Origin of the sequence: Oceanobacillus neutriphilus (assembly GCF_014645515.1) — a bacterium.
In the GTDB taxonomy this organism is placed as follows: domain Bacteria; phylum Bacillota; class Bacilli; order Bacillales; family Amphibacillaceae; genus Oceanobacillus; species Oceanobacillus neutriphilus.
In genome coordinates this window covers 16,380-39,653 of the sequence record NZ_BMLW01000009.1, presented here as the reverse complement: position 1 = coordinate 39,653, position 23,274 = coordinate 16,380, and the positions used below count along the sequence as shown (strand labels likewise).

The window sequence follows — 23,274 nt, the reverse complement described above, 5'->3', positions numbered from 1 at the left end:
CCTTAGATCTTATTCAAATCGAGACCTGAAGCCTTTTTATCTATCATTTTCTTAATTAATTCCGCGATATGTGCTCCCGCTTCGACTGGAGGTGTACCGCCCTCGTGGATATTCGATATAACGGTACGTCTTGCTTCCGGCATATCGACAGTCGGTTTATATGCGATGTAAGCACTCATTGATTCTGCTGTAACCAGACCTGGACGCTCACCAACAAGCAGACAGACAACGTCAGCTCCTGTTAGTTCACCAATGACATCCATCGCCGGCACACGGCAATGCTTTATAAATAAATCATTCGTTACATCAATACCATGCAGCTTCAGACCCTGTTTGATAGCTGGCAAAGTATTTTCCAGATTTGCTTCGATAGAAGCTGAACTCAAGCCGTCTCCTACAACAATTTGTACTTTAGGATTGCCACAATGGGTTTTTATTTTTTCTTTCTCCTCATCAGAGAATTGTCTTCCTAAATCAGGCCGGGTTACGTACTCATCCTTATCCTGACAGACAGTTGCAACAGGAAATAGATTATTTTCTTTGACAAAATCCTCACTGACATAAGAGAACACGGCATCCTGAGCAGCAGCGTGATCTGCTTTAAATCTTAATGCGCTGGATGTCATATAGCGTGCCCCGCTCCGCCATACTCCTAAGCGGGCAGGTGTTTTATCCTTCATATCCAAATATCCTTCTTCATCTGAGGGATCTGGCACAAGAAGTTCTTTCTTAATCAGTACTTCTGATATATCAGGCAGCACTTCCTCACTGACAGCATGATTTGTACTATCCGTTTGCTCCGATTTTGGTGTATGCTCCTCAGAAGCTTTGCTTTCTCCCGCCATTTCCAGAACAATCTTTTCAATCAGCGTTTTTAATTCTGTATCTGTAACCATCCTTTCTCCTCCTTACACTAAGAATAATGATGCATCTCCTGCCTGCTTCGTTAATCTGCCGGATAAATCAATAACATCCATTTTCCGAAGCCACTCTTCAAATTCCTTAATTGGTTTCAGCTGCAGCAATTCCCGCAATGTCTGAATTTCATGATAGCCAAGACTTTGATAGTTCAACATGACATCATCGCCATGAGGAGCAGTGATTAAGAAATTAACTCCAGCCTGGGCAAGCAGTGTACTTAAAATCTCCATATCATCCTGATCTGCTTTCATGTGGTTGGTATAACAAACATCCACACCCATCGGAAGCCCGGAAAGCTTACCCATAAAATGATCCTCTAATCCAGCCCGGATAACCTGCTTCGAATCGTATAAATATTCCGGTCCAATGAATCCTACAACTGTATTCACCAGGAAAGGCTCATAGGTTTTACCAAACCCATAGCATCTGGCTTCCAAAGTGAGCTGGTCCACACCATGGTGGGCGTTAGAGGATAGTTCAGCACCCTGTCCAGTTTCAAAATACATGACATTTGGTCCGGCTGCTGTTCCTTCACGCAAAGCAAGCTCTCTTGCCTCCGCAATTAGTTCGCCACTTATTCCAAAGGCTGTATTTCCTTTTTCAGAGCCGGCAATAGATTGGAAGATTAAATCAGCAGGTGCTCCCTCCCGAATAGCCTGCATCTGTGTTGTTACATGGGCAAGCACGCTATTCTGAGTAGGAATTGCATACTTATTTTTTACTTCTTCCAGCCGATGGAACATCCGCTTAACACTTTCGAGCGTATCATCGACCGGATTCAATCCAATTACAGCGTCACCAGATCCATATGCAAGACCTTCTAAAATGGATGCGACAATTCCGTCTTCATTATCAGATGGATGGTTTGGCTGCAATCTTGCTGATAAGGTTCCTTCTAACCCTATTGTCGTATTGCAATGTGCTGTAACAGTTATTTTATTACCTGCTGTAATCAAATCTAAATTAGACATCAGCTTGGTTACTGCTGCTACCATTTCTGAAGTCAGCCCTCTTGAAATTCTCCTGATGTCATTTCCTGATGTATTGTAATCAAGGATTTTCTCGCGGAGCTCCTGTACAGTCCAACGCTTCATAGAATCATAGATTTTCTCATTCAGACCATCCTGAATGATTCGTGTAACCTCATCCTGTTCATAGGGAATAGCTGGATTATTCCGCAAATCCTCCAATGTTAAATTTGCTAAAACAACCTTGGCAGCGACACGCTCTTCTGCGGATTCTGCTGCAATCCCGGCCATCACATCCCCTGATTTTTCTTCATTTGCTTTCGCCATTACTTCGTTAATTGATTTAAATTGATAGGTTCTTCCAAACAATACTGTACTTAAAATCATGCATATCCTCCTCTCGAAATTTGCAAAATAGCTTAATTAAATACAAGCGTTTTAATCACTACCGGCAATACACTCCCTTCTGCAAGCGGATGTCCAATGTCGATATAATCGCCATCTTCAACAAAAACACTATCAATACAGATGATTTCAATATCTTGCCCAAGCATGGTATAAAGTGTCTGACCAAGCACCTTTCCAATATCCTTCTCTACAATGACAATGAGCGGGAGGCCTAAATTCAGATAATCTCGGGAGCCCTTTATAATTTCTTCTGCCACGCTTGTTATATCTTTAAAGCTCGATATTTCTCTGCCTGAAAAAGATAATGCCACACGCTGTTTTTCTTCCTCCAGTTGAAATCTGCTTAAGTTTTCCTGTGTGTAAGCTGTAATAGAATGGAATCGGTTCATCTCTTCATCAGGAATTTTTACAACTGGGATATTTTTAATCGGAAATTTATTTTGAGAATAATGGATGGTGCTTCCACTAATTTCTGTCGTATGTGATCCAGCTCCTACAACTGTTGCCCGAATTAATTCTTTTGGTTCTACCAGCGTCAAATGCTTCGTTAATGCAGATTCACTGATCGCTGTACCCAGTAAAATACCAATATCTCCAAACCTGAACACATCACCTTCAGATGGCTGATAAACCGCCTCTGCAACACCTCCCGTAAATGAAATATGTGAAATATCCTTTTTGTGCTGAATTCCTCTATGTGTCACTATTTTGGTAAAAGCCTCTGTCTGCGGCCGGATGCCCACACTCTCTTCCAGCAGCTGAACCATACGCTCAATCAGCGGTTTAAATAAAATTTCTGTTGCTTTTTCTCCTACATAAATGGGCCACCCATTTTCTTTGATTAAGTCCTGTATTTTTTCCGAAATATATTCAATTTTTTTCGTTTCCTTATTTACTTTGACAAGTCTGCCGCCGATATCTAAGCAGCCGGTATCTACTATCTCTCCCCGTTGCATCACAGCCATATTGCTTGTTCCGCCGCCAACATCCAGATTGACGAGCTTCCCGGCATGCTCTTTGGAATACCGGTGAAGCCCGGCTCCTTTCGCCGCAATAACACTTTCCAGATCTGGTCCGGCAGTTGCAACAACAAAATCTCCAGCATACCCGCTCAAGCCCTGTAAAACCTCTTCTGCATTTTCTTTTCTGGCAGTCTCTCCAGTAATAATGACAGCACCCGTTTGAATGCTTTCTTTGGCAATATCTGCTTTCGCATACTCTCCCGCTACAAACTGCTCAATGCGGGATTGATCAATCCGCTTTCCTTCTAAAAGCGGAGTATCAATAATGTCACTCTTATATACAACCTTTTTATCAACAATCACAATGCGCGGGACATTAAAAGCAGATGCTGTGTTTTCAATCTTCAGATGCGAGAATACGAGCTGTGTGGTCGAAGTCCCAATATCAATCCCGACACTTAAAACATTTTCAGCCATTTTCTCCTCCTCCCTTCTGTTCAGCTTTAAAGGTTATTAAAAAAGCAAAGAAGCTTAAAGTATAAAAAATTGCACATAGCAATCCCATTTATACCTTAAGCTTCTTTGCTTTCGGATTCACTTATACATCATTGTACAGTGTCTGTTTAAATTGAAAGGTAACTTCCATACCCTTTTTCTGGCGATTAAATTGAATCGTTCCTTTCAGCTTGTCTTTCACATAATTTTGAACGATAACTAACCCCAGGCTATTCTTTTTAATTTCATCGATTGAAAAACCTATACCATTATCTGCAACGGTGATAGATACTGTTTCATCATATTTTTTCAATGAAACCTTCAGCTTTCCGTTGCTTTTTCCTATGAAAGCATGGTTATAACTGTTTTGTACGAGCTCATTCACAATAAGAGAAACTGAGGTGGCGATTTCACTTCTGACAATAATGGATTCCTCTGCATCAAGACTTAATTCAAGGTTGTTTAAAAGCATATAGCTCCGATGCATATTATTCACAATAAATTTAATTACTTCACTTAATTCTACTTTATCACCAAGCTGTCTTGCTAAAATATCATGCGTAGCAGCAATAGACATTACCCGGTTCATATTGTCTGATAAAATATGCTTAATTTCTTCATTCTCGCTTCTTCTTTTCTCCATCCGCAAAAGGGAGGCCATTGTCTGCAAATTATTTTTTATACGGTGATGCGTTTCTCGAATCGCCTCTGTCTTGGAAATAATTTCAGCTTCTTTGTTTTTTAATTGCGTGATGTCCCTTAGAATAATCGCAAACTCCAGCTTATCATCTTCTAAAATAATCCGCTTCATCATATAAAATTTATCATCAAGCTCAATTTCCTTCATAAATGCTTTTTTATCATTTAAGACCAGATCACTATAAGGAATTTGGTTACCAAACAACTGATTATAATAAACTTCCTCCTGCAAACTGTCTTTTAAAATACTGTCTGCTTTCTCATTTTGAAAAATCAGCCTGCTGGATGAGTCAAAAAAATAGATAGCATCATCAATATAATTGTTTAATCGGGCAGTCATGACCATATAATCATTTTGTTCTTCTGTTCCATCCTTCTGCACTTCATGAAAAGGCGTTTCCATAATATATGTTCCAAGAATCTTGTCCTGATATTCAATGGCATATATATTTTGGCGGATAAACACATTTTCCTGTGTGAACGCTTTATATCCTTTCAGCTTTCCGCCAGCCCGTGAAACCTTCCAGACCCCCGGTTCATTCATCTTCATTGCCGGCTGGCCTACAGGAGATTGCTCATAGAGTGATTCCTTCGATACAGGAAGAACATGATAAATAACAATGGAAGCAGTACTGTTCTTCAGAGGAACATCTATAAAAATATCACAATCAAAAATAGCAGCTAATTCATCCAGAGCATACGCTTTTTGATAAATAATTGCAATCTCTTCATCTGTCATCTCCGTATATTTCTTGCATAATTCCCTGATTTTATCTTTTTGCTTATTCATAAACAATCGCTATCGTCCGAGCAACTTCACTGATGGACTTTCTTCCATCCATACTCATTTTCCGAAGAAGCTTATAAGCCTCCTGCTCATCCAGATTCCTCTCTTTCATTAATAAGCCCTTAGCAATATCAATAATCTTCCGGTCTTCCAGTTTTTGAGATACCTCCTGCACCTGCTTTTCCAGGGACTGGATCTTTTCTGCCCGGGATAAGCACATTTCCACTGTCGGGATAAATGATTTTTCATCGAGCGGCTTTACTAAATATCCTAACGCTCCAATTTCTCTTGCTTTTTTTACAAATGCTTCATCGTAAAAAGCAGTAAGCAGCAATATACCGCCGGCAATCTTGTCATACATGATCTTTTTACTGGCCTTAAGCCCATCCAGTACAGGCATTTTTATATCCATGATAACAAGATCTGGACGTTGCTCCTGGCAAACATCAATTGCTTCGAACCCATCAGAAGCCTGTCCTACCACATCGTATCCGGCTTCCTCCAAAAGCTCCTGCAAATCCATCTTTGTAATAGGTTCATCGTCGACTATCACAATTTTTTCATTCATATCCATACTCCTTAAAAAATATAATTCATTGTTAATTATTGAAGATTTAATGATACTCCATCCGTAAAAATGCAAAAAAAGGGCATGAAAAAGATACGTTCTTTTCCAAAGCCCCTTTGCTTTTATCATCAACTAACTGCATTCATTTGATTACTTACGCACGCCATTGTGCTTCTAAAACCATTATATATTTGAAAGCACTTTCTTGCAAGCCTCTTTTACACTGGAAAAAATCCGCATAATTATCTTATCTTTTTTAAAATGGCTATGATATCCTGAGAGGCCGGTTCAACAGGATTCATATTTGTGCAGTTGTCGTTTAATGAAGCCTCTGCAATTTCCCTTTCTATCTCATCACTGTTTTCCAATTGGTATTCTTTTAAATTGGCAGGGATGTCTAACTTCTTCCGGAGCTTCTCTATTTCTTTAATCAGGCTTCTTACTCCGCTGGCATGACTCGATGCAGGAAGATTCAATAATCTGGCAAGCATTGCATATCTTTCTGCTGCCGGAGTGATATGCTGATAATGATTTTGATGGATACCTGCATTAAACGCGATGACGTGCGGGAGTAAAATGGCGTTCAGACGGCCATGTGGAACATGAATCCTTGCCCCGCAGGCATGGGCAATACTGTGATTAATCCCTAAGCCAGCTGTGTTAAATGCAAATCCTGCCAATGTTGAAGCATGATGAACTTTTTCCTTTGCTTCTTCATCCTGTTCATTTTGATAGGACTTTGGCAGATACTCGAAAAGAAGGCGAATTGCCTTTTCCGCCATTGCATCCGAAAAATCATTGGCATTTTTAGCAACATATGCTTCAACAGCGTGTGTTAATGCGTCCATTCCTGTATCAGCTACAATCGGTTTCGGAACAGTTTTCACAAGCTCTACATCTAAAATAGTTGTTTCGGGAATAAGCGAATCAGCAGTTAATGGATATTTTACTCCTTTATTTTGATCCGTTATAACAGAATAGGAGGTTACTTCCGAGCCAGTCCCGCTTGTTGTTGGAATAGCAAGAAGCGATAGCTCGTTAATAGAGTATACCTTCCTGGCAATATCCTTCATCGCTTTTGCCGCATCCATTGCCGATCCTCCGCCAATGGCAATGACAAAATCAGGCTCAAAATCCTTCATTGCCTCTACACCCGCAGTAACATTCTCTATCGGCGGATCAGGCACAACATCCGTAAATAACTTCCATATATTACCTCCTTTTAAAAGATGCCCTTCTATTTTCTCCAAAATCTCTGTTTTTTTTAGAAAGGGATCTAAAACAATGAAAATCCGTTTATCTCTAATCGTTTTCAAATAATCCAAAGCGTTCTTGCCATAGTAAATATCTGTTTGAAAAGCTACCTTTTTCAAGAAAACTCCCCCTCATTTTTTGGCATAAAAAAAGCAGAAAAACTCTACAGAATTGATTATTCTGCAAAGCTCCTCTGCTTTTAAACTACACGTCTTTGTGTTAACTGTAGTGTACTATTAATCTGTGAACCTTGTCAATTTAAATTTACAAACAGGAGGATTCACCACTTCTTTGGAGTGAATCTTCCATCATTGAAGGTATTACTTCTTTGTAATTACCTTTCCGAGCCGGTTACTTCTTTGTAACACTGCATCCTTACGATCCATGTAAGGCTTATTGGAGTCTGCCGTATTGCAAACCCGAATGCTCAACAAACTTTTGGTTTCGCACAAACCAAAGTAAGCAATGACCATCAGTCATTTATCGCTCTATACACATTAAAAAACCCTCACCTGTCTTAAGTTGAGAGCAGCAAATAGAATTCAATTTGTATTCATTGAATTACCAGTATGCATCTCCTTTTCCCAGAAGGCAGCTGTGCATATTACTTTGGCAAGTCTCCTGACTCATGGCTGTCATCCACTCCGCCTTCCCGGAAACATCCAGTGGCAACGTAGAGTGAACCTACCATTTACAGTGGCCGGACCGTCCAGGATTTTCACCTGATTCCTTTTTAATCATTCACAGCATTGTAAATGAACCAAAATAAATTCCATATAAGTTTGTTAGATTTATTATATATCAGTTTCATACTTTTTCAAAGTAAATGTTATCCTGGTTCTCTTCACACAAAAATCAGGCAGTCTAAATGAATTCATTTAGACTGCCTGACCTTAACCCTATTCAATTAATATAACGATATTCCATCAGCTGATTCAGCATTTCAATTTCTTCCTGCAGCTTAGCTCCAACATTGGTTTCCCTGACCTTTTTCCGTTCCAGCTCTTTGTCTACCACCCGCCGGACAGATAAAACATCTGCACCATTTAATACAACATCTTCTTTGGAATTAAAATGCTGATGAGCAACGAGCTGCATGCCAAACGAATTATATAGTAAAGTATAGCCGGCGATACCTGTTGTAGATTGATAGGCTTTTGAGAACCCGCCGTCGATAACAATCATTTTCCCGTTGGCTTTGATTGGATTCTCACCGTCTATTTCTTTTACTGGCGTATGTCCGTTAATAATATGCCCCTGACTTGGGTCCAGTTCAAATTCTTCCAGCATCTTCCGGCACATTTCTTCATTTTCACGCAAATAATAGTATGGATTTTTTTCTTCTTTATGAGATACCTTGTCCGAAATAAAGTAACGCTCAAAAGTGGTCATAGCCCGTTTTCCAAAAAGCGAAGAATATTCTCCCGTCCATAAATACCACACCATATCCGTTGCTAAATCATCTGTCAATTCTTTATGTGCAAAAGCATAACGCAAATAGGACTCAAATTTATCCAGCAATTCTCTTCCTTTGTATGCTTGTCCCTCAATTTCCATCTGCTCCATATCCCCATTTTCATCGACAGGAATACAGCCATGAATTAACAGATTTCCATTATATTTCAGATACAGACTTCCTTTTTTCATTAAGAAGTTCATATGTCTTTTCAGCTTCTCTGATTGCTGTACTGAGAGCAAAAGCTTATCAATGACTTCCTCTTCCTCCGGTAACAGCTTGGCTGGATCAGACGGGTCAACAGTAGAAAAACATGTGTTTTCCAGCGGATACGTTTTCCCATACACCGTGATTTCCTGTTTATCATAATCTGTTTTCTCTAATACCAGTCTTTCTTCCATATTAAAGAAAGAACGACGTTTAATAATTGGACTTTCCAGCTTAAATTGAATCATAGCAATTGCCTGGTGAATCTTCGTAATCTGTAATTTTTCCTGATCCGTAATATTCTGATCGGAATGTTTTTTAGGACGGAAAGCTGGATTATCTCCATAATACTTTTCCGCCAAGTTAAGTAATGGACGTAGATTAATTCCATAAGCATCCTCTATGATATCTAAATTATCATAACGGGCACAGATTCGAATAATATTGGCAAGGCAAACCTTGGAGCCTGCAAATGCACCTATCCACAGCACATCATGGTTGCCCCATTGAATATCTATAGAATGATAGTTGATTAGTGTTTCCATAATTTTATCCGGCTCTGGTCCACGATCGTAAATATCTCCAACAACATGCAGATGATCCACAACAAGACGCTGTGTTGTATAGGATAAACCAATAATCAGCTTCTCTGCCTGTCCAAGCGAGATAATTTTTTGAACAATTTTCTCATAATACGGCTTCTTATTCGTATATTCGTCCGTCTTATACAAAAGCTCTTCAATAATATAGACAAATTGCTCCGGCAGGGCCTTACGCAGCTTTGAACGTGTATATTTAGAGGAAGCATAGGAAATTAAATGAATCATATGATGAATTTTCTCTGCATACCACTCATCCAGCTCCTGCTTGGAATTAAATTGATGCTTAATGAGCTTCAGCTTATCTTCCGGATAATAGACAAGCGCAGCAAAATCATTAATATCTTCCTCCGGTAATGTATCCTTAAAAATATCATTTATCTTCTCTCTGACTTTACCCGAACCGTTCCGGAGCACATGCTGAAAAGCCTGATATTCCCCATGTAAATCACTTACAAAATGCTCCGTTCCTTTTGGCAAATCTAAAATTGACTCTAAATTGATAATCTCTGTAACTACCTTCTCTTCGCTATCATATTTCTCCGCTAATAAATCAAGGTATTTTGTATTCAATTTCCAAATCTCCCTTTTAATTATGCCATATTATTTCTAAATAGTATAACACTTTTAAGTTGGAATTGCAGTAATTAGCAGAAGAGCACTTTTATAATCATTTAAACGTCATCGTATATACCTTTTGGAAAATACCGCCTGCTTCTAATTGATTAATGCCAAACTTTTCTTTTAAATTTCCTGTTGTATCATGTGTATCTGCAACACCGCACCAAGGCTCAATACAAACAAATGGTGCCATACTATTGTTTTCCTCATTATATTTAGACCAGATTCCTACAAAAGGAAAGTCAGTAAACCCTACCTCTATACCATGATTTGATTTTGCAGAAACAAGTTCAATCCGGTCTATATGACTGTATATTATCGCATCCTTTGTAAACAGCCCCGGCTGCACCTGGATATCCGGCAAATTAGTACGGACTCCTTTCTCATGAATCAGTGCATTTCCCAATTCATATTCCATGACTTCTTTATGTGGAGCTGGTGTAAATTTCAACTGGTAATCCTCTACCCCTTCACTTTCTATAAGCGGAATTCGAAAAGCAGGATGTGCGCCAATTGAAAAATACATTTCTCCGTTATTTTGGTTTTCAATTTTCCAATCAACGGAGAGGGAATTCTGATTCAGTGCATAGGTAATGACCGCTTTAAATTCATATGGATAGATATCCTTAAAACGTCCATTAGAAGTTATTTCAAAAGAAGCATTCCCCCCAGAATGTGTGCTCAGCTCAAAATCAACATCTCTTAAAAAGCCGTGCTGCGACATCTCGTAGGTATTTCCTTCAAGCTGATATTTATCCTCCTTCAAACGGCCGACGATCGGAAATAGTACTGGTGACACGCGCCCCCAATATGCGCTGTCTCCTGTCCACATATAATTTATTTTATTCTTTTTATGCTCTACAGCCCTTATTTCCGCGCCATGACTGTCTATTTCAACTTTTAACCAATCATTTTCAATTATTTGCTTCACTTTGCTTCATCCCTTCTAATTATAAAGACTTAACAGAAAAGTATCTCTATCCTTCATCTTAATGTGCGGAATATAGGCTGTCTAGTCTGACTTTCTGTTATTATTTGATTGGTCATATTTCTTATTTCCTTTATTGAGTTAGTCAACTTTCGCACCTGAGAATAAGCATCTACACCTTTCTATTCCAAAATGAACATGTTCTTCATTATCCTGCTTGCAGATTTAATCAATCAATTGTAAAATAAAACTTAATTAATTAAATTAATAAAATAACATAATTTATTTTTAGAATTTTGTAGCTATTTATATCCATTATGTTCAAATTAGTAAAATGCGAATGTTTACAGCAAAAGCATGATAATTGCACAACATCAAAAATACGTATGGATATAAACTGTTTACTTTTAACAATAAGGAGGTCCCGATGACAAATTTAACCAGACGATTCCAAGAAACTTTTAATACATCAGAGGTACCAAGAAAATTCTTTGCTCCAGGACGTATCAATCTTATTGGCGAGCACACTGATTACAATGGCGGACATGTTTTTCCTGCTTCTATCTCACTTGGCACGTATGCTCTCGGGAGAAAACGTACAGATAATAAATTTCGATTTTATTCATTAAATTTCTCTGAAAATGGTATCATTGAATGCACACTGGATGAGCTTTCTTTTCAGCAGAAGCATGCCTGGGCTAATTATCCGAAGGGAATGATTCAATATATAGTTGATCAAGGATATGTGCTGGACTCTGGTGCAGATATTTTATTCTATGGCAATATTCCTAATGGTGCAGGCCTCTCCTCTTCGGCATCGATTGAATTAGCAACTGGTGTTTTATTAGAAGGTCTTTTCCATTTAGAGATTGACCGTATCGAAATGATTCAAATCGGCCAGAAAGTCGAAAATAAATACATTGGTGTCAATAGCGGAATCATGGATCAATTTGCTATTGGCATGGGAAAAAAAGATAATGCGATCCTGTTAGACTGCCAGACACTGAATTATCAGTACGCACCTGTCGCATTACAAGACCATATTATTATCATTATTAATACGAATAAACAGCGGACCCTGGCAGGTTCTAAATATAATGAACGATTCGCTGAATGCAAAGAGGCATTAGCGGAGCTTCAAAAAAATCTCCCTATCCAGAGTCTCGGCGAATTATCGCCAGAACAGTTTGAGGATGCCAAGCACGCTATTACGAATAAAATTCTTCAAAAACGTGCCAGACATGCTGTTTATGAAAACGCACGTGCCCTGCAGGCCTTCGAGGAGCTGCATAAGGGTGATTTGACTGCTTTTGGAGCATTGATGAATGAATCACATCGTTCTCTGCAGAATGATTATGAAGTGACTGGTCTTGAATTGGATACAATCGTGCATGCTGCCTGGAAGCAGGAAGGTGTTATCGGTGCCCGTATGACAGGAGCCGGTTTTGGCGGTTGTGCTATTGCGATTATCCATCAGGATTTTGTTGATAATTTTAAGCAGAATGTGAATCAAATCTATCAAAATATCATTGGCTATGACGCTACATTTTATCTAGCTTCCATTGCAGATGGAGCGAAAGAAATTATGGAGGGAGAAATCCTATGAGTATTTTAGTTTTAGGCGGGGCTGGTTATATTGGTTCCCATGCGGTGTATCAGTTAATTGACCAAGGAAAACAGGTTGTTGTTGTCGATAATTTGGAAACTGGTCATCCAGAAGCTATTCACCCAAAGGCAATCTTTTATCAAGGAGATATACGTAATATCTCTTTTCTTCGCGAGGTATTTGCCAAGGAATCGATCGATGCTGTCCTTCATTTTGCTGCAAATTCCTTAGTTGGAGAATCGATGGAAAATCCGCTTAAGTATTTTGATAATAATGTGTATGGTACACAAATCTTGTTGAAAGTGATGATAGAACATAATGTGAAAAAAATCGTCTTCTCTTCCAGTGCTGCAACTTACGGAGAAGCAGCATCTATGCCAATTTCAGAAGAAATGGACTGTCTTCCTGCAAATACCTATGGAGAAACCAAGCTCATCATGGAGAAGCTCATGAAGTGGACAGCTCAGGCGCATGATTTAAATTATATTTCTCTCCGCTATTTTAATGTTGCCGGCGCCAGAGAAACAGCTGAAATTGGCGAGGACCATACTCCAGAGACACATTTGATACCAATCATTTTACAAGCAGCTCTGGGGCAAAGAGAATATATTTCTATTTTTGGTGATGATTATGATACAGCGGATGGTACATGTATCCGAGATTATATCCATGTGGAGGACCTTATCGAAGCACATCTACTAGCCTTGAATTACTTGGATAATTATGGGGAGAGCGACATCTTTAACTTGGGAAGCAGTCAAGGATTTTCTGTAAAAGAAGTGATTGCCGCAGCAAGGTCTGTCACAGGAATCGATATCACTGAAAAAATGAGCGGACGCCGGGCTGGTGATCCTGCCATGCTTATTGCCAGCTCTGAAAAAGCAAAAAGCAGACTTGGCTGGAATCCCTACCGCACATCTATGGAAAAGATGATTCAGGATGCCTGGAATTGGCATCGTACACATCCACATGGATACAGTGGGGAGGAATTATAAAATGATTTACTCCATCATTGAAGGGTTGATCCAGCAAGCTGCCAAAAATGGATTAATCGAATCTGCTGATCGAATTTATGTGCGTAATCAGGTTATTGCTTTATTAAACCTGGAATCCATACCTGAAGAAATGCCGGATGCGTTACAGGATACCGTTCCAAATCTATTAGAAGAAGTCATAGCCTATGCTGTAGAGCAGCAGCTGATTGAAGACATTTTTGATGAAAAAGAGATATTTGCTGCAAATATAATGAATTGCTTCGTTGCCCGTCCTTCTGTAATACAAGCAGCTTTTTATAAAAAATATGAAACATCTCCCAAAGCAGCAACCGATTATTTTTACAGTTTGAGTAAGAACAGTAATTATATACAGATGAACCGGATTAAGAAAAATATCCACTTTAAGGCAGAAACAGCTTACGGCAGGCTCGATATAACCATTAATTTATCTAAACCGGAAAAAGACCCAGAACAATTAAAATGGGAAAGACAAATGAAGCAATCCATTTCTTATCCAAAATGTCTATTATGTGTGGAAAATGAAGGATACAAGGGCAGAATCGGCTATCCTGCCCGGGCCAACCACCGTTTAGTGAAGGTTCCTTTAGGTGATGAAAACTGGTATCTTCAATACTCCCCCTATGTTTATTATAATGAGCATAGTATCGTATTATCAGAAGAGCACCGGGATATGAAAATTAATCAAGATACATTTGAAAGGCTTGTTACTTTCACAGAAAAATTCCCACATTATTTTATTGGCTCCAATGCTGATTTACCGATTGTTGGTGGTTCTATTTTGAGTCACGATCATTATCAGGCGGGAAATTATGAATTCACCATGACAAATGCCGGGACTTCCTTTTCTATTGATCTGCAGCATTATTCTGCTGTAAATGCATCAGTTTTAAACTGGCCATTGTCCGTTATTCGTCTGCATAGCAAAAACAAAAAAGCCCTGCTGTCTCTGGCAAATCACATCCTGCAAACATGGAAATATTATGATGATGAGCAAGCCGGCATTCGAGCTTTTTCTAAGGATACACCACATAATACCATTACACCAATTGCAAGAATGCGGGATAACAGCTATGAGCTTGATCTTGTTCTGCGTAATAACCGGACATCTGACGAGCACCCTCTGGGCATTTTTCATCCTCATGAAGATGTTCATCATATTAAAAAGGAAAATATAGGTTTAATTGAAGTGATGGGCCTTGCCGTACTGCCCCCTCGTTTAAAGGATGAGCTAAACGAAATCCAGCATTTTTTATGCGGTGAGCCATCTAGTATAGAGACTTATCATCGGGAATGGGCAGAACAGATTAGACAGAAATATGGCACCTGCTCCAATTCTGAACAGGCAGGCATGATTTTGCAAAAGGAACTAGGACAGAAATTTACCAAAGTATTAGAAGATGCAGGAGTTTTTAAAGAGAAGGAAGCATTCGAGAGATTTATTAAGGCATTGAATACCTCCAGTTGAATACTGTCGTTATTTCCCGGGAAATGTTGAAATAGAGGTCATATTGTAAAAAGTGGACGAAGCTTATATGCCGCCCACTTTTTCTGCCATGAAGGTTAATCTTTCCAGCCTTCAAAATTGTAATAATACAGTATGTCTTTTCTTATTAACGAAATAAACCATTTCCTTAAATCCAAGTTGTCTTAGTGTATCTTGTACCTCTTTATAGTCATCGCCAATCCGGGAAGGGACGTGTGAGTCAGAACCAAAGGAAATATCTACTCCATAATAATGTGCTCTTTCTAATATTTCATGAGATGGATACCAGCCGCCACAATCTTTATTTTTCCCGGATGTATTTACTTCAATCGCAACTCCTTCATCAGCAATCACCTTCAATGTCTCATCTATAACCGGTGTCTTTTCATCATGAAAATCTAATAGAAACCCCTTCATTGCGTCAATATGCCCCAGAACCTGAAACATACCGCTCTTTGCAGATTGCTGTATCAAACGGTAGTAAGCCTCTTTTTCCTCCAGGCGTTCCTGTTTTGATAAATTGTCCCATCTGCCTCTTTGAAAAATACTCTTGCCATGAACAAAATGTACAGAGCCAATAATATAGTCAAAAGGATATTGCTTATATTTTTCTTTATACAACGCTTCATACTCCGGAAAATAATCACTTTCCATTCCTAATAGTACATGGATTTTATCCTGGTATTTTTTCTTTAGTGACAATACTTCCTTTACATAGTTGTTCAATTCACTCTTTGCCATTGCTATTCCGGGATGGAGTTGATCTTCATCCGCATAAAAATATGGAGAATGATCAGAAATGCCTATGTAATGAAGCCCTCGATCGATAGCTGCTTGAATATAATCTTCTATTTTCCCTTCTGCATGTCCACAGCGGTCATGATGTGAGTGTAAATCAAAGATAATATTTGTCATATATTTTTCTCTCCCTTTCCATGCTTTTCATCTAATTATACCCTATTAATACTTTCCTTTGTTATATTCATTCCTATGAGGCTGTCAATACGCTTTATCATTTTCTTCTCGCCTTCAAAAAATTTCACAACAAAAAACTACCATCCGCATCACAGATGATAGTTCCTTGTAAATTACTGTTTTTCAAACTGCAAGTTATATGATTTCCTGTCTACCTCTTTATTGAATCGGAATATCTGATCCATTATCTCCCGTTTATCTGTCTAACTACCCTGCAATTGGATAGGTTACCTCACTGTATTCTAAAGAAACACTCTGAGCGCCAAGCATAATTGTCTTCGTATAAACATTATTTCCAGCCCCCAGACGAAGACGGATGTTTGCGTTACCTTCTGATGCACCATTACCAACCCGCATCGTCACTGTCACCTCAGCTTCTCCCGATTCATCCGCCTCTAGAGTACCAATGCTTTGATAGCCATAGCTGTTGCCTGGCCAGCTTCCATCTTTATTCTGTATTTGTGATACAGCTTTCCCGCCATCAAGATAAATTTGCATTTCCGCATTTTCGATAACTTGGCCAGGCTCCATATCTGCCAACGTTATCGTTGCTTCAAATGACGTACCATCAACAGGAATTATCTCCGGTGTATCAATATTATATGTGATATCTTTCGGCGGACTCACCTCAGATCCAAAAGCACCATCAGCAAATGTAGACGGATCATACCATAGATAGCCCTCTGCAGGCTCTCTCCATGGTTCACTTTCAGGCTCCGAAGAGTTTTCTGGTGTCTCCATATCTAAAATTGGAGATGGCTCATCTAAAGGAATATCCACCTCGGAAAAATCCTGATAATCCTCCTGGTCGGCCAGCCAATTCACGATATTGATCAATAACAGACCATTATCTGCATCCGTAAAACCATCATAGGTGCTTTTGGTCTCTCCATGCTCCTCATTGCGATACTTTGGTGTGCTGTCCTCTACGGAAGAAGAATCTCCAATAAACGCAGACTTTCCATCTCCTTTTTTCCCAATAGCCGCAAAAGGACCTTCATCTATTCCTCCGCCAAAATAAACACCCTGATCGACAGCATTGTTCCATTTATTTTCCGTTTCTGTTAACCCTTCAGGCAAATACACAATTCCTTTGACAATTTCAGGATTTGTTACAGCCAGTGTCGACCCTGCATGAATAGTTACTTCTCCGACATCCTCTGTTATGCCAAAAACTTCCGCTGAAGGAACGATGTCGTTTCCTATCGTATTATCCACTGCATTAAACCGGAACCGGATTCCGAATTCATCACTCAGCCAGTCGGTGCTTTCCACTCCGATCATTGCTTCCTGCTCTCCGCTGCTCATTCCTTTTGTCGGGTCTTCGTATGCCCCACGCCGCCAGCCATTCATGATTTCATTCGAGTCCCAGCGATTGAAATTCCGGTCAGCGTTATAATGATCCGCTATAAAGAAGACGCCTCCTCCGTTCTCAGCAAATGCAGCAACTGCTTCTTGTTCTGATTTCTTAAAAGGAATTTGTGCTTCTGGAATGACAAGTACATTAAAATCATCTAAATCTTCCAGCGATAAAGGTTCCGTACTTCGATGTTCCTGAACAACGTACCCGTCTTCAACCAATGCGTCGGCAAAATCAGAAAATGCTCCATCAATTACCCAGTCAGATTGTCCCGCAGTTTGACCATGACTATTGTCAAACAGAACTTTCATCCCGTTCGGCTCTTCAGGATTCAGTACAGGACCTGGATCATTAGGTCCTTCTGCCGCAACAATATTGCCAAATGTTAACAACAACACAAAACACAGGGCTGACATTGTCCATCTCAAGACATACTTCATTCTACACATACCTCCCATCAAATTTGGAAACGCTTTTCTATACTGTTCTATCATAACAAAACAGTTAGAATATTGCATTATTTTTACAAAACTTTAATATTTTACATTTAAAGCTAACAGTGTGTCATAATTTACTTTTTTTTAACAAAATTATATATATTATTTGACATATTCCATGTTATAATTATGTAGAATTTCGAAATAATAGGTAATCGAATCTATTACCCATAATTTTTACTAGGAGGTTTTATTAATGACGTGGAAGAAAACAGGCATTTTTCTATTTGCTGTATCTTTATTATTTTTAGCTGCGTGCGGCAGTTCAGATGATTCGGCAGATGGCGATAATTCATCAGACGGTGATACATACGTACCCGATTCGCTGACAGTACAATTCGTTCCTTCTCAAAACGCAGAAACTTTAGAGGCAAAAGCAAAACCTTTAGAAGATTTACTGGAAAACGAGCTGGATATTGATGTTACTGTAAGTGTTTCAACAAATTATAACTCTGTTGTCGAAGCATTGGCTTCCGAGCAGATTGATGTCGGATTCCTGCCGCCGAATGCCTATGTACAGGCGCATGACGAATATGGAGCAGCAGATGTAATACTGCAGTCTCAGCGTTATGGTGTAAATGACGATGGTACAAACACTGATGAGCTTGTAGACTCTTATTACTCTATGTTTATTGCAAAAGCTGATTCCGATATTGACAGCATAGCTGACTTGAAAGGTAAAACTATTGCGTTCCAGGATATCACTTCTTCAGCTGGTTATGTTTGGCCTGCTGCTGCTTTGATGGATGAGGGAATTGATCCTTTAACAGATGTGAAACCGTTAACTCTTCAAGGGCATGATGCTGCTGTTACAGCAGTACTAAATGGAGAAGCAGATGCTGCAGCTATCTTCCAGGATGCACGTAACGTTGTTTTATCTGATTTCCCTGACGTATTTGAAGATACGAAGGTTATTGCTCATACAGAGCTTATTCCAAACGATACGATCGCTGTCCAAACAAACATGGATGAAGAATGGAAAGAAAAAATCAAGCAGGCATTTATCAATGTCGGTGAATCCGAAGAAGGCCGGGAAATTGTTCGTGACATTTACACACACGAAGGCTATGTTGAATCCCAGGATTCCAATTTTGATATTGTCCGGGAATATTCAGAACGTATTCAGGACCAGTAGAAACAACTTGCTGTTCCTATAGAAAACCTTTAGATTTAAAAAACAAGGCTTTATTAATGAAAGCTTTATAGTATCATTCCTGAAAGGATGTCTAAAAGGGTAAATCCTTTTTATTCATCCTTTTTAAAATTTGTCAGCATTTTTTAACATCTTCCCAAATCTTGTGTATATGGGAATCTGCATAGAGTCAGCTTATGGCCGACTATTTCTGATAAGAAAGTTGGGTAAATATGATTGAATTAAATGACGTTTCTAAAGTCTATTCAAACGGCGTAAAAGGATTAGAAGACGTTAATCTAAAAATTAATAAAGGCGAATTTGTATCGATTGTCGGTTTATCAGGAGCGGGTAAATCTACCTTGCTCCGTTCGATCAATCGTCTCATTGATATTTCTTCCGGTGATATAAAAATAAATGAAAAATCGATCACGTCTGCATCGGAAAAACAGCTGCGGCTGATACGCAGAGACATCGGGATGATTTTTCAAAGCTTCAATCTTGTCAAGCGTTCCAGTGTACTGCGCAATGTGCTCTCCGGGCGTGTTGCTTATAATAATACTTTACGGACGCTTTTAAATCTTTTTCCGCAAAAGGATGTTGACCTTGCCTTGAAAGCATTGGAAAGAGTGAATATATTGGATAAAGCCTATACAAGATCCAGTGAACTATCCGGCGGACAACAGCAACGTGTTTCCATTGCCCGTACATTGGCCCAGGAGGCAAAAATAATCCTGGCTGACGAACCGACAGCATCACTTGATCCGGTAACTACGAAACAGGTAATGGATGATCTAAAAAAAATCAATACAGAAGATGATGTCACGGTTATTATCAACCTGCATTTTGTTGACCTGGCAAAAGAATACTCCACAAGGATTATTGGCCTTCAGGCAGGAAAAGTTGTCTTCGACGGCACACCGGAAGAGGCCACCCCAGAAGTATTTGAAGAAATTTACGGCCGTTCACTTAAAGAAGATGAATTGCTTGGGGAGGAAAATCTATGATAGACACAAAACTGAATGGACCCCTCCCGGCAAAGCCTTCAAGGTGGCCATTTTACCTTTTTCTACTTGGTCTGTTTGCAATTGTGTTAATTAGCGCCATTTATATAGGAGCTAATCCGATTACTTTTATCCAGAACAGCGACAATATGGTTGATTTATTTGTCAGAATGTTTCCGCCTGCCTGGTCATATATAGCAACAACAACGCCGGCCATGTTGGAGACAATCCGAATGGCTCTCTTAGGAACAACCATCGGGATGATATTTTCCATTCCTATTATGTTCCTGTGCGCGCGTAATATCTTCCGGCTGCGCTGGCTGGTGGAATTATCACGAATTGGTTTGAACATTTTACGTACTATTCCCGATTTACTTTTAGCTGCTATTTTTGCAGCAATTCTCGGGTTCTCTCCTCTCGCAGGGATTGTTGCATTATCTATTTTTTCGATTGGTATCATTGCAAAGCTATCCTTTGAAGCAATTGAAAATATTGATAACGGACCATTGGAATCAATGACTGCGGTTGGGGCAAATAAACTGCAATGGATTGCTTTCGGTGTTGTCCCGCAAATACTGCCGCATTTTGTTTCCTATGTGCTTTATACGTTTGAAATTAACATCCGTGCTGCAGCTATTCTTGGCTTGGTAGGAGCTGGCGGTATTGGAGTCTTCTATGACCGCGCACTTGGTTTTTTCGCCTACGATCAGGTTCTGGCACTGATTCTGTATACCTTAGTCGTTGTTATTATCATTGATTTAATTAGTTTGAAGATAAGGGAGAAACTGCTATGAGTCAACGTGATCAACTAAAAAAAGCACGCGCCAGGAAAAGAGGAAAAATCGCAATTATTCTTATCGGCCTGATTGCTATATACGTCTGGGCAATCTCCGGAATTGAGTTTAGAGGTATTCAAGAAACAGCGGGACCTGTTACGAAAAATATATTAAAAGGCTTTATTTCACCGGATTGGAGCTATGTATACAGTCCTGACGGGGAAGATTTAATCAGAGGATTGCTGGAAACCTTGGCTATTGCTATTGCCGGGATTTTCCTGTCTATTATTCTTGCTGTGCCAGTCGGACTTTGGGCAGCCAAAAATTTAAGTAAAAGCTTCATCACTTCCCAAAGCGGAAAAGGGGTATTGAGCTTTTTCCGTACACTTCCCGATATCATTCTGGCTCTTCTTTTTATCAAAGTAGTCGGACCTGGTGCATTTGCCGGGATGCTGGCCCTTGGTATTGGAGCCATGGGAATGCTGGGTAAATTATATGCAGAGGAAGTAGAAGCAATGGATCCGGGGCCAGTTGAATCGATTGCGGCTGTTGGAGGGAATAAATTGCAGCAGCTTGCTTTTGGAGTTATTCCCCAGGTACTGCCCGGTTTTATTTCAGCAACACTCTATCGTTTTGAAATCAATATGCGTTCTGCAGCTACGCTGGGACTCATCGGTGCTGGAGGAGTCGGTACAGCATTAATCTTTGCCATCCAGGGCCGGAGCTGGGACCGTGTTGGTATCATTCTCATCGGAATTGTTGTAGTTGTGTTAATCGTCGATCTGCTTTCCAGCGCACTGAGAAAGAAAATTACTTAAAAACAATACAGTTAACCTCCTCCCCGAAATCGACTTATTTACGATTTATGGGAGGAGGCTTCTTATAAGTCCCATTCGCGAATGAAAGGAGCGTGCATATTTTTGGAAAAGAAAAAAATCGTTATTTTATTTACAAGTGATGTCCACGGCAAAATTTCACCATACAACAGCCAGGACAAAAGCTATGATGGCAAGGGATATGCTAAAGTTTCTTCTGTCATAAATACAGTAAGACAAGAAGAAGAAAACGTGATTGTTATTGAGAATGGAGATATGCTTCAAGGCACACCGCTTTCGCATTACATGCTTGCAGAAAAAGAAGACAGCAGCCAAATTCATCCGGTAATTTCTGCTTGTAATACTATTCAATATGATGCAGCTGTTATTGGTAATCATGAATTTAATTATGGCCGGGAGAAGCTGGAAAAAGCCGTGAACGATTCGAATTTCCCTTGGTTGTCCGCTAATATTGTTAAAAAAGGAACAACTGAGCCTTATTTTGGTACACCATATATGATAAAAAATTTCGATGGCCTGACTGTTGGTATCCTTGGATTAACAACAAAAAATATTCCTGTTTGGGAACCGGACCGCCATATTGACCGTTTCGATTTCCTGGACCCGGTGGAAACTGCAAAAACTTGGATAAGCCACTTAAAAGATGAGAAGCAGGTAGATGCTGTCGTTATTGCCTATCACGGCGGTTTTGAATCAGATCCTGTAACTGGACAGTATCTTGCTGCCAAAAATGGGGAAAATCAAGGAAATGATCTGCTGGCAAGCCTGCCTGAGCTGGATGTATTAATTACCGGCCACCAGCATCTGGTTTATCACGCTGTTACAGAATCTGGCACAGCGGTTATCCAGTCAGGAACAAAGGGAGAATTCGTCGGCCGCATCGATCTGGACTTTGAAAAGAAACAGAAAGAAGACCCTTATACGTTAGCAGACCGGGAAACATCGCTTATTCCAGTAAAAGATGCCAAAGCAGATGAAAAGATTTTATCAGATATTAAAGAGATCGAAAATGAAGTAGACGATTGGCTTGATGAAACATTAACAACTGTATCTGATCCGTCTACGATGCAAATTGAAGACCCGCTTGAGGACGTATGGACCAAAGAACATCCTATGATTGAATGGGTAAATAAAACCTTTTTGAAAATCACTGGAGCAGAAATGGCATCCACAGCCTTTTTCCTCACTCAGGGTATGACATTCGGCAATACGCTTACCAGAAGAGATATACACGCATTCTATCCATTTGCCAATACATTAGTCGTGATGGAGGCAACCGGAGAAGAAATTCAAGCCTCGCTGGAGTTCAGCGCATCCTTTTTAACATTAGATGCAGATGGCCGCCCTGCGGTAAGCGAGTCCTGGAAATATCCGCGCTTACTCAGCTATAACTATGATATGTGGGAAGGAATTCAGTATACTGTTAATCTGCGTAAACCAAAAGGGGAACGGATTACTTCTCTTACATTTAACGGAGAAGCACTGGCTCCAAATAAAAAATACCGCGTAGCAACGAGCAGCTATCGGGCAAGTGGTACAGGCGGCTATGATATGTTTGGCGAGGATAAAATTATCAAGGAATTTCCGTTTGGTGTAACTGAAATGCTGATTGAGGAATTGGAAAACACAGAGGAGTTTGTTCCGACAACCAATCAAAATTGGAAGGTATTGATGTAAGATTTTTGTTGTATTGAAAAAACCGGCTGTTTCTACAAA

Annotated in this window: 18 protein-coding genes and 1 riboswitch; of the genes, 8 read left to right on the top strand and 10 right to left on the bottom strand. The window is 39.7% G+C overall.

Annotation, left to right across the window (positions count from 1 at the left end):
* Positions 1 to 2 precede the first annotated feature (2 nt).
* The 8 genes from eutC to IEX29_RS15135 form a co-directional block, all read right to left on the bottom strand.
* Entirely contained in the window at positions 3 to 896 is an 894-nt protein-coding gene (eutC, locus tag IEX29_RS15170) for an ethanolamine ammonia-lyase subunit EutC (RefSeq protein WP_188735215.1), read from the bottom strand.
* A 12-nt stretch (positions 897 to 908) separates the two neighbouring features.
* Positions 909 to 2,276: an ethanolamine ammonia-lyase subunit EutB gene (locus IEX29_RS15165; protein ID WP_188735214.1), complete on the bottom strand. Its 1,368-nt coding sequence runs from the start codon at positions 2,274 to 2,276 to the stop codon at positions 909 to 911.
* 32 nt (positions 2,277 to 2,308) lie between these two features.
* Positions 2,309 to 3,736 (bottom strand): ethanolamine ammonia-lyase reactivating factor EutA, encoded by a 1,428-nt coding sequence (gene eutA / locus IEX29_RS15160; protein WP_188735213.1) that lies wholly within the window; start codon positions 3,734 to 3,736, stop codon positions 2,309 to 2,311.
* A gap of 121 nt (positions 3,737 to 3,857) precedes the next feature.
* Positions 3,858 to 5,243: a histidine kinase N-terminal domain-containing protein gene (locus IEX29_RS15155; protein ID WP_188735212.1), complete on the bottom strand. Its 1,386-nt coding sequence runs from the start codon at positions 5,241 to 5,243 to the stop codon at positions 3,858 to 3,860.
* Positions 5,236 to 5,808 (bottom strand): ANTAR domain-containing response regulator, encoded by a 573-nt coding sequence (locus tag IEX29_RS15150; RefSeq protein WP_188735211.1) that lies wholly within the window; start codon positions 5,806 to 5,808, stop codon positions 5,236 to 5,238. Before IEX29_RS15150 ends, IEX29_RS15155 begins: the two co-directional genes overlap by 8 nt.
* Before the next feature lie 242 nt (positions 5,809 to 6,050).
* On the bottom strand, positions 6,051 to 7,181 hold the full coding sequence (locus IEX29_RS15145) for a 1-propanol dehydrogenase PduQ (protein WP_188735210.1): 1,131 nt from the start codon (positions 7,179 to 7,181) through the stop codon (positions 6,051 to 6,053).
* Between the two features lie 475 nt (positions 7,182 to 7,656).
* Positions 7,657 to 7,842, bottom strand: a riboswitch (cobalamin riboswitch).
* A gap of 123 nt (positions 7,843 to 7,965) precedes the next feature.
* Entirely contained in the window at positions 7,966 to 9,897 is a 1,932-nt protein-coding gene (locus IEX29_RS15140) for a fructose-1,6-bisphosphatase (protein ID WP_188735209.1), read from the bottom strand.
* A gap of 97 nt (positions 9,898 to 9,994) precedes the next feature.
* Positions 9,995 to 10,876: an aldose 1-epimerase family protein gene (locus IEX29_RS15135; protein WP_188735208.1), complete on the bottom strand. Its 882-nt coding sequence runs from the start codon at positions 10,874 to 10,876 to the stop codon at positions 9,995 to 9,997.
* 424 nt (positions 10,877 to 11,300) lie between these two features.
* Here IEX29_RS15135 and IEX29_RS15130 point away from each other — a divergent pair, with 424 nt between their 5' ends.
* Genes IEX29_RS15130 through galT form a run of 3 tightly spaced genes read left to right on the top strand, consistent with a single transcriptional unit; the run spans position 11,301 to position 14,960 of the window.
* On the top strand, positions 11,301 to 12,479 hold the full coding sequence (locus IEX29_RS15130) for a galactokinase (RefSeq protein WP_188735207.1): 1,179 nt from the start codon (positions 11,301 to 11,303) through the stop codon (positions 12,477 to 12,479).
* The gene (gene galE / locus IEX29_RS15125; RefSeq protein ID WP_188735206.1) at positions 12,476 to 13,474 is read left to right on the top strand and encodes a UDP-glucose 4-epimerase GalE; all 999 of its coding nucleotides are present in this window, start codon (positions 12,476 to 12,478) and stop codon (positions 13,472 to 13,474) included. Before IEX29_RS15130 ends, galE begins: the two co-directional genes overlap by 4 nt.
* A gap of 1 nt (position 13,475) precedes the next feature.
* Complete coding sequence (galT, locus tag IEX29_RS15120; protein ID WP_188735205.1) at positions 13,476 to 14,960, top strand: UDP-glucose--hexose-1-phosphate uridylyltransferase; 1,485 nt, start codon at positions 13,476 to 13,478, stop codon at positions 14,958 to 14,960.
* Between the two features lie 111 nt (positions 14,961 to 15,071).
* On the opposite strand, the gene IEX29_RS15115 is transcribed toward galT, so the two are convergent.
* Entirely contained in the window at positions 15,072 to 15,884 is an 813-nt protein-coding gene (locus IEX29_RS15115) for a histidinol-phosphatase (protein ID WP_188735417.1), read from the bottom strand.
* Between the two features lie 276 nt (positions 15,885 to 16,160).
* The gene (locus IEX29_RS15110) at positions 16,161 to 17,753 is read right to left on the bottom strand and encodes a motility-associated ABC transporter substrate-binding family protein (RefSeq protein ID WP_188735204.1); all 1,593 of its coding nucleotides are present in this window, start codon (positions 17,751 to 17,753) and stop codon (positions 16,161 to 16,163) included.
* A gap of 253 nt (positions 17,754 to 18,006) precedes the next feature.
* Between IEX29_RS15110 and IEX29_RS15105 the strand changes: the two genes are divergently transcribed.
* From IEX29_RS15105 to IEX29_RS15085, 5 genes are all read left to right on the top strand, one after another.
* Positions 18,007 to 18,945: a phosphate/phosphite/phosphonate ABC transporter substrate-binding protein gene (locus tag IEX29_RS15105; protein ID WP_188735203.1), complete on the top strand. Its 939-nt coding sequence runs from the start codon at positions 18,007 to 18,009 to the stop codon at positions 18,943 to 18,945.
* 230 nt (positions 18,946 to 19,175) lie between these two features.
* Positions 19,176 to 19,949, top strand: coding sequence for a phosphonate ABC transporter ATP-binding protein (gene phnC, locus IEX29_RS15100; protein ID WP_188735202.1), 774 nt, complete (start codon positions 19,176 to 19,178; stop codon positions 19,947 to 19,949).
* On the top strand, positions 19,946 to 20,740 hold the full coding sequence (phnE, locus tag IEX29_RS15095) for a phosphonate ABC transporter, permease protein PhnE (protein ID WP_188735201.1): 795 nt from the start codon (positions 19,946 to 19,948) through the stop codon (positions 20,738 to 20,740). Before phnC ends, phnE (IEX29_RS15095) begins: the two co-directional genes overlap by 4 nt.
* Complete coding sequence (gene phnE / locus IEX29_RS15090) at positions 20,737 to 21,540, top strand: phosphonate ABC transporter, permease protein PhnE (RefSeq protein ID WP_156985792.1); 804 nt, start codon at positions 20,737 to 20,739, stop codon at positions 21,538 to 21,540. Before phnE (IEX29_RS15095) ends, phnE (IEX29_RS15090) begins: the two co-directional genes overlap by 4 nt.
* 102 nt (positions 21,541 to 21,642) lie before the next feature.
* On the top strand, positions 21,643 to 23,235 hold the full coding sequence (locus tag IEX29_RS15085; protein ID WP_188735200.1) for a bifunctional metallophosphatase/5'-nucleotidase: 1,593 nt from the start codon (positions 21,643 to 21,645) through the stop codon (positions 23,233 to 23,235).
* Positions 23,236 to 23,274 lie beyond the last annotated feature (39 nt).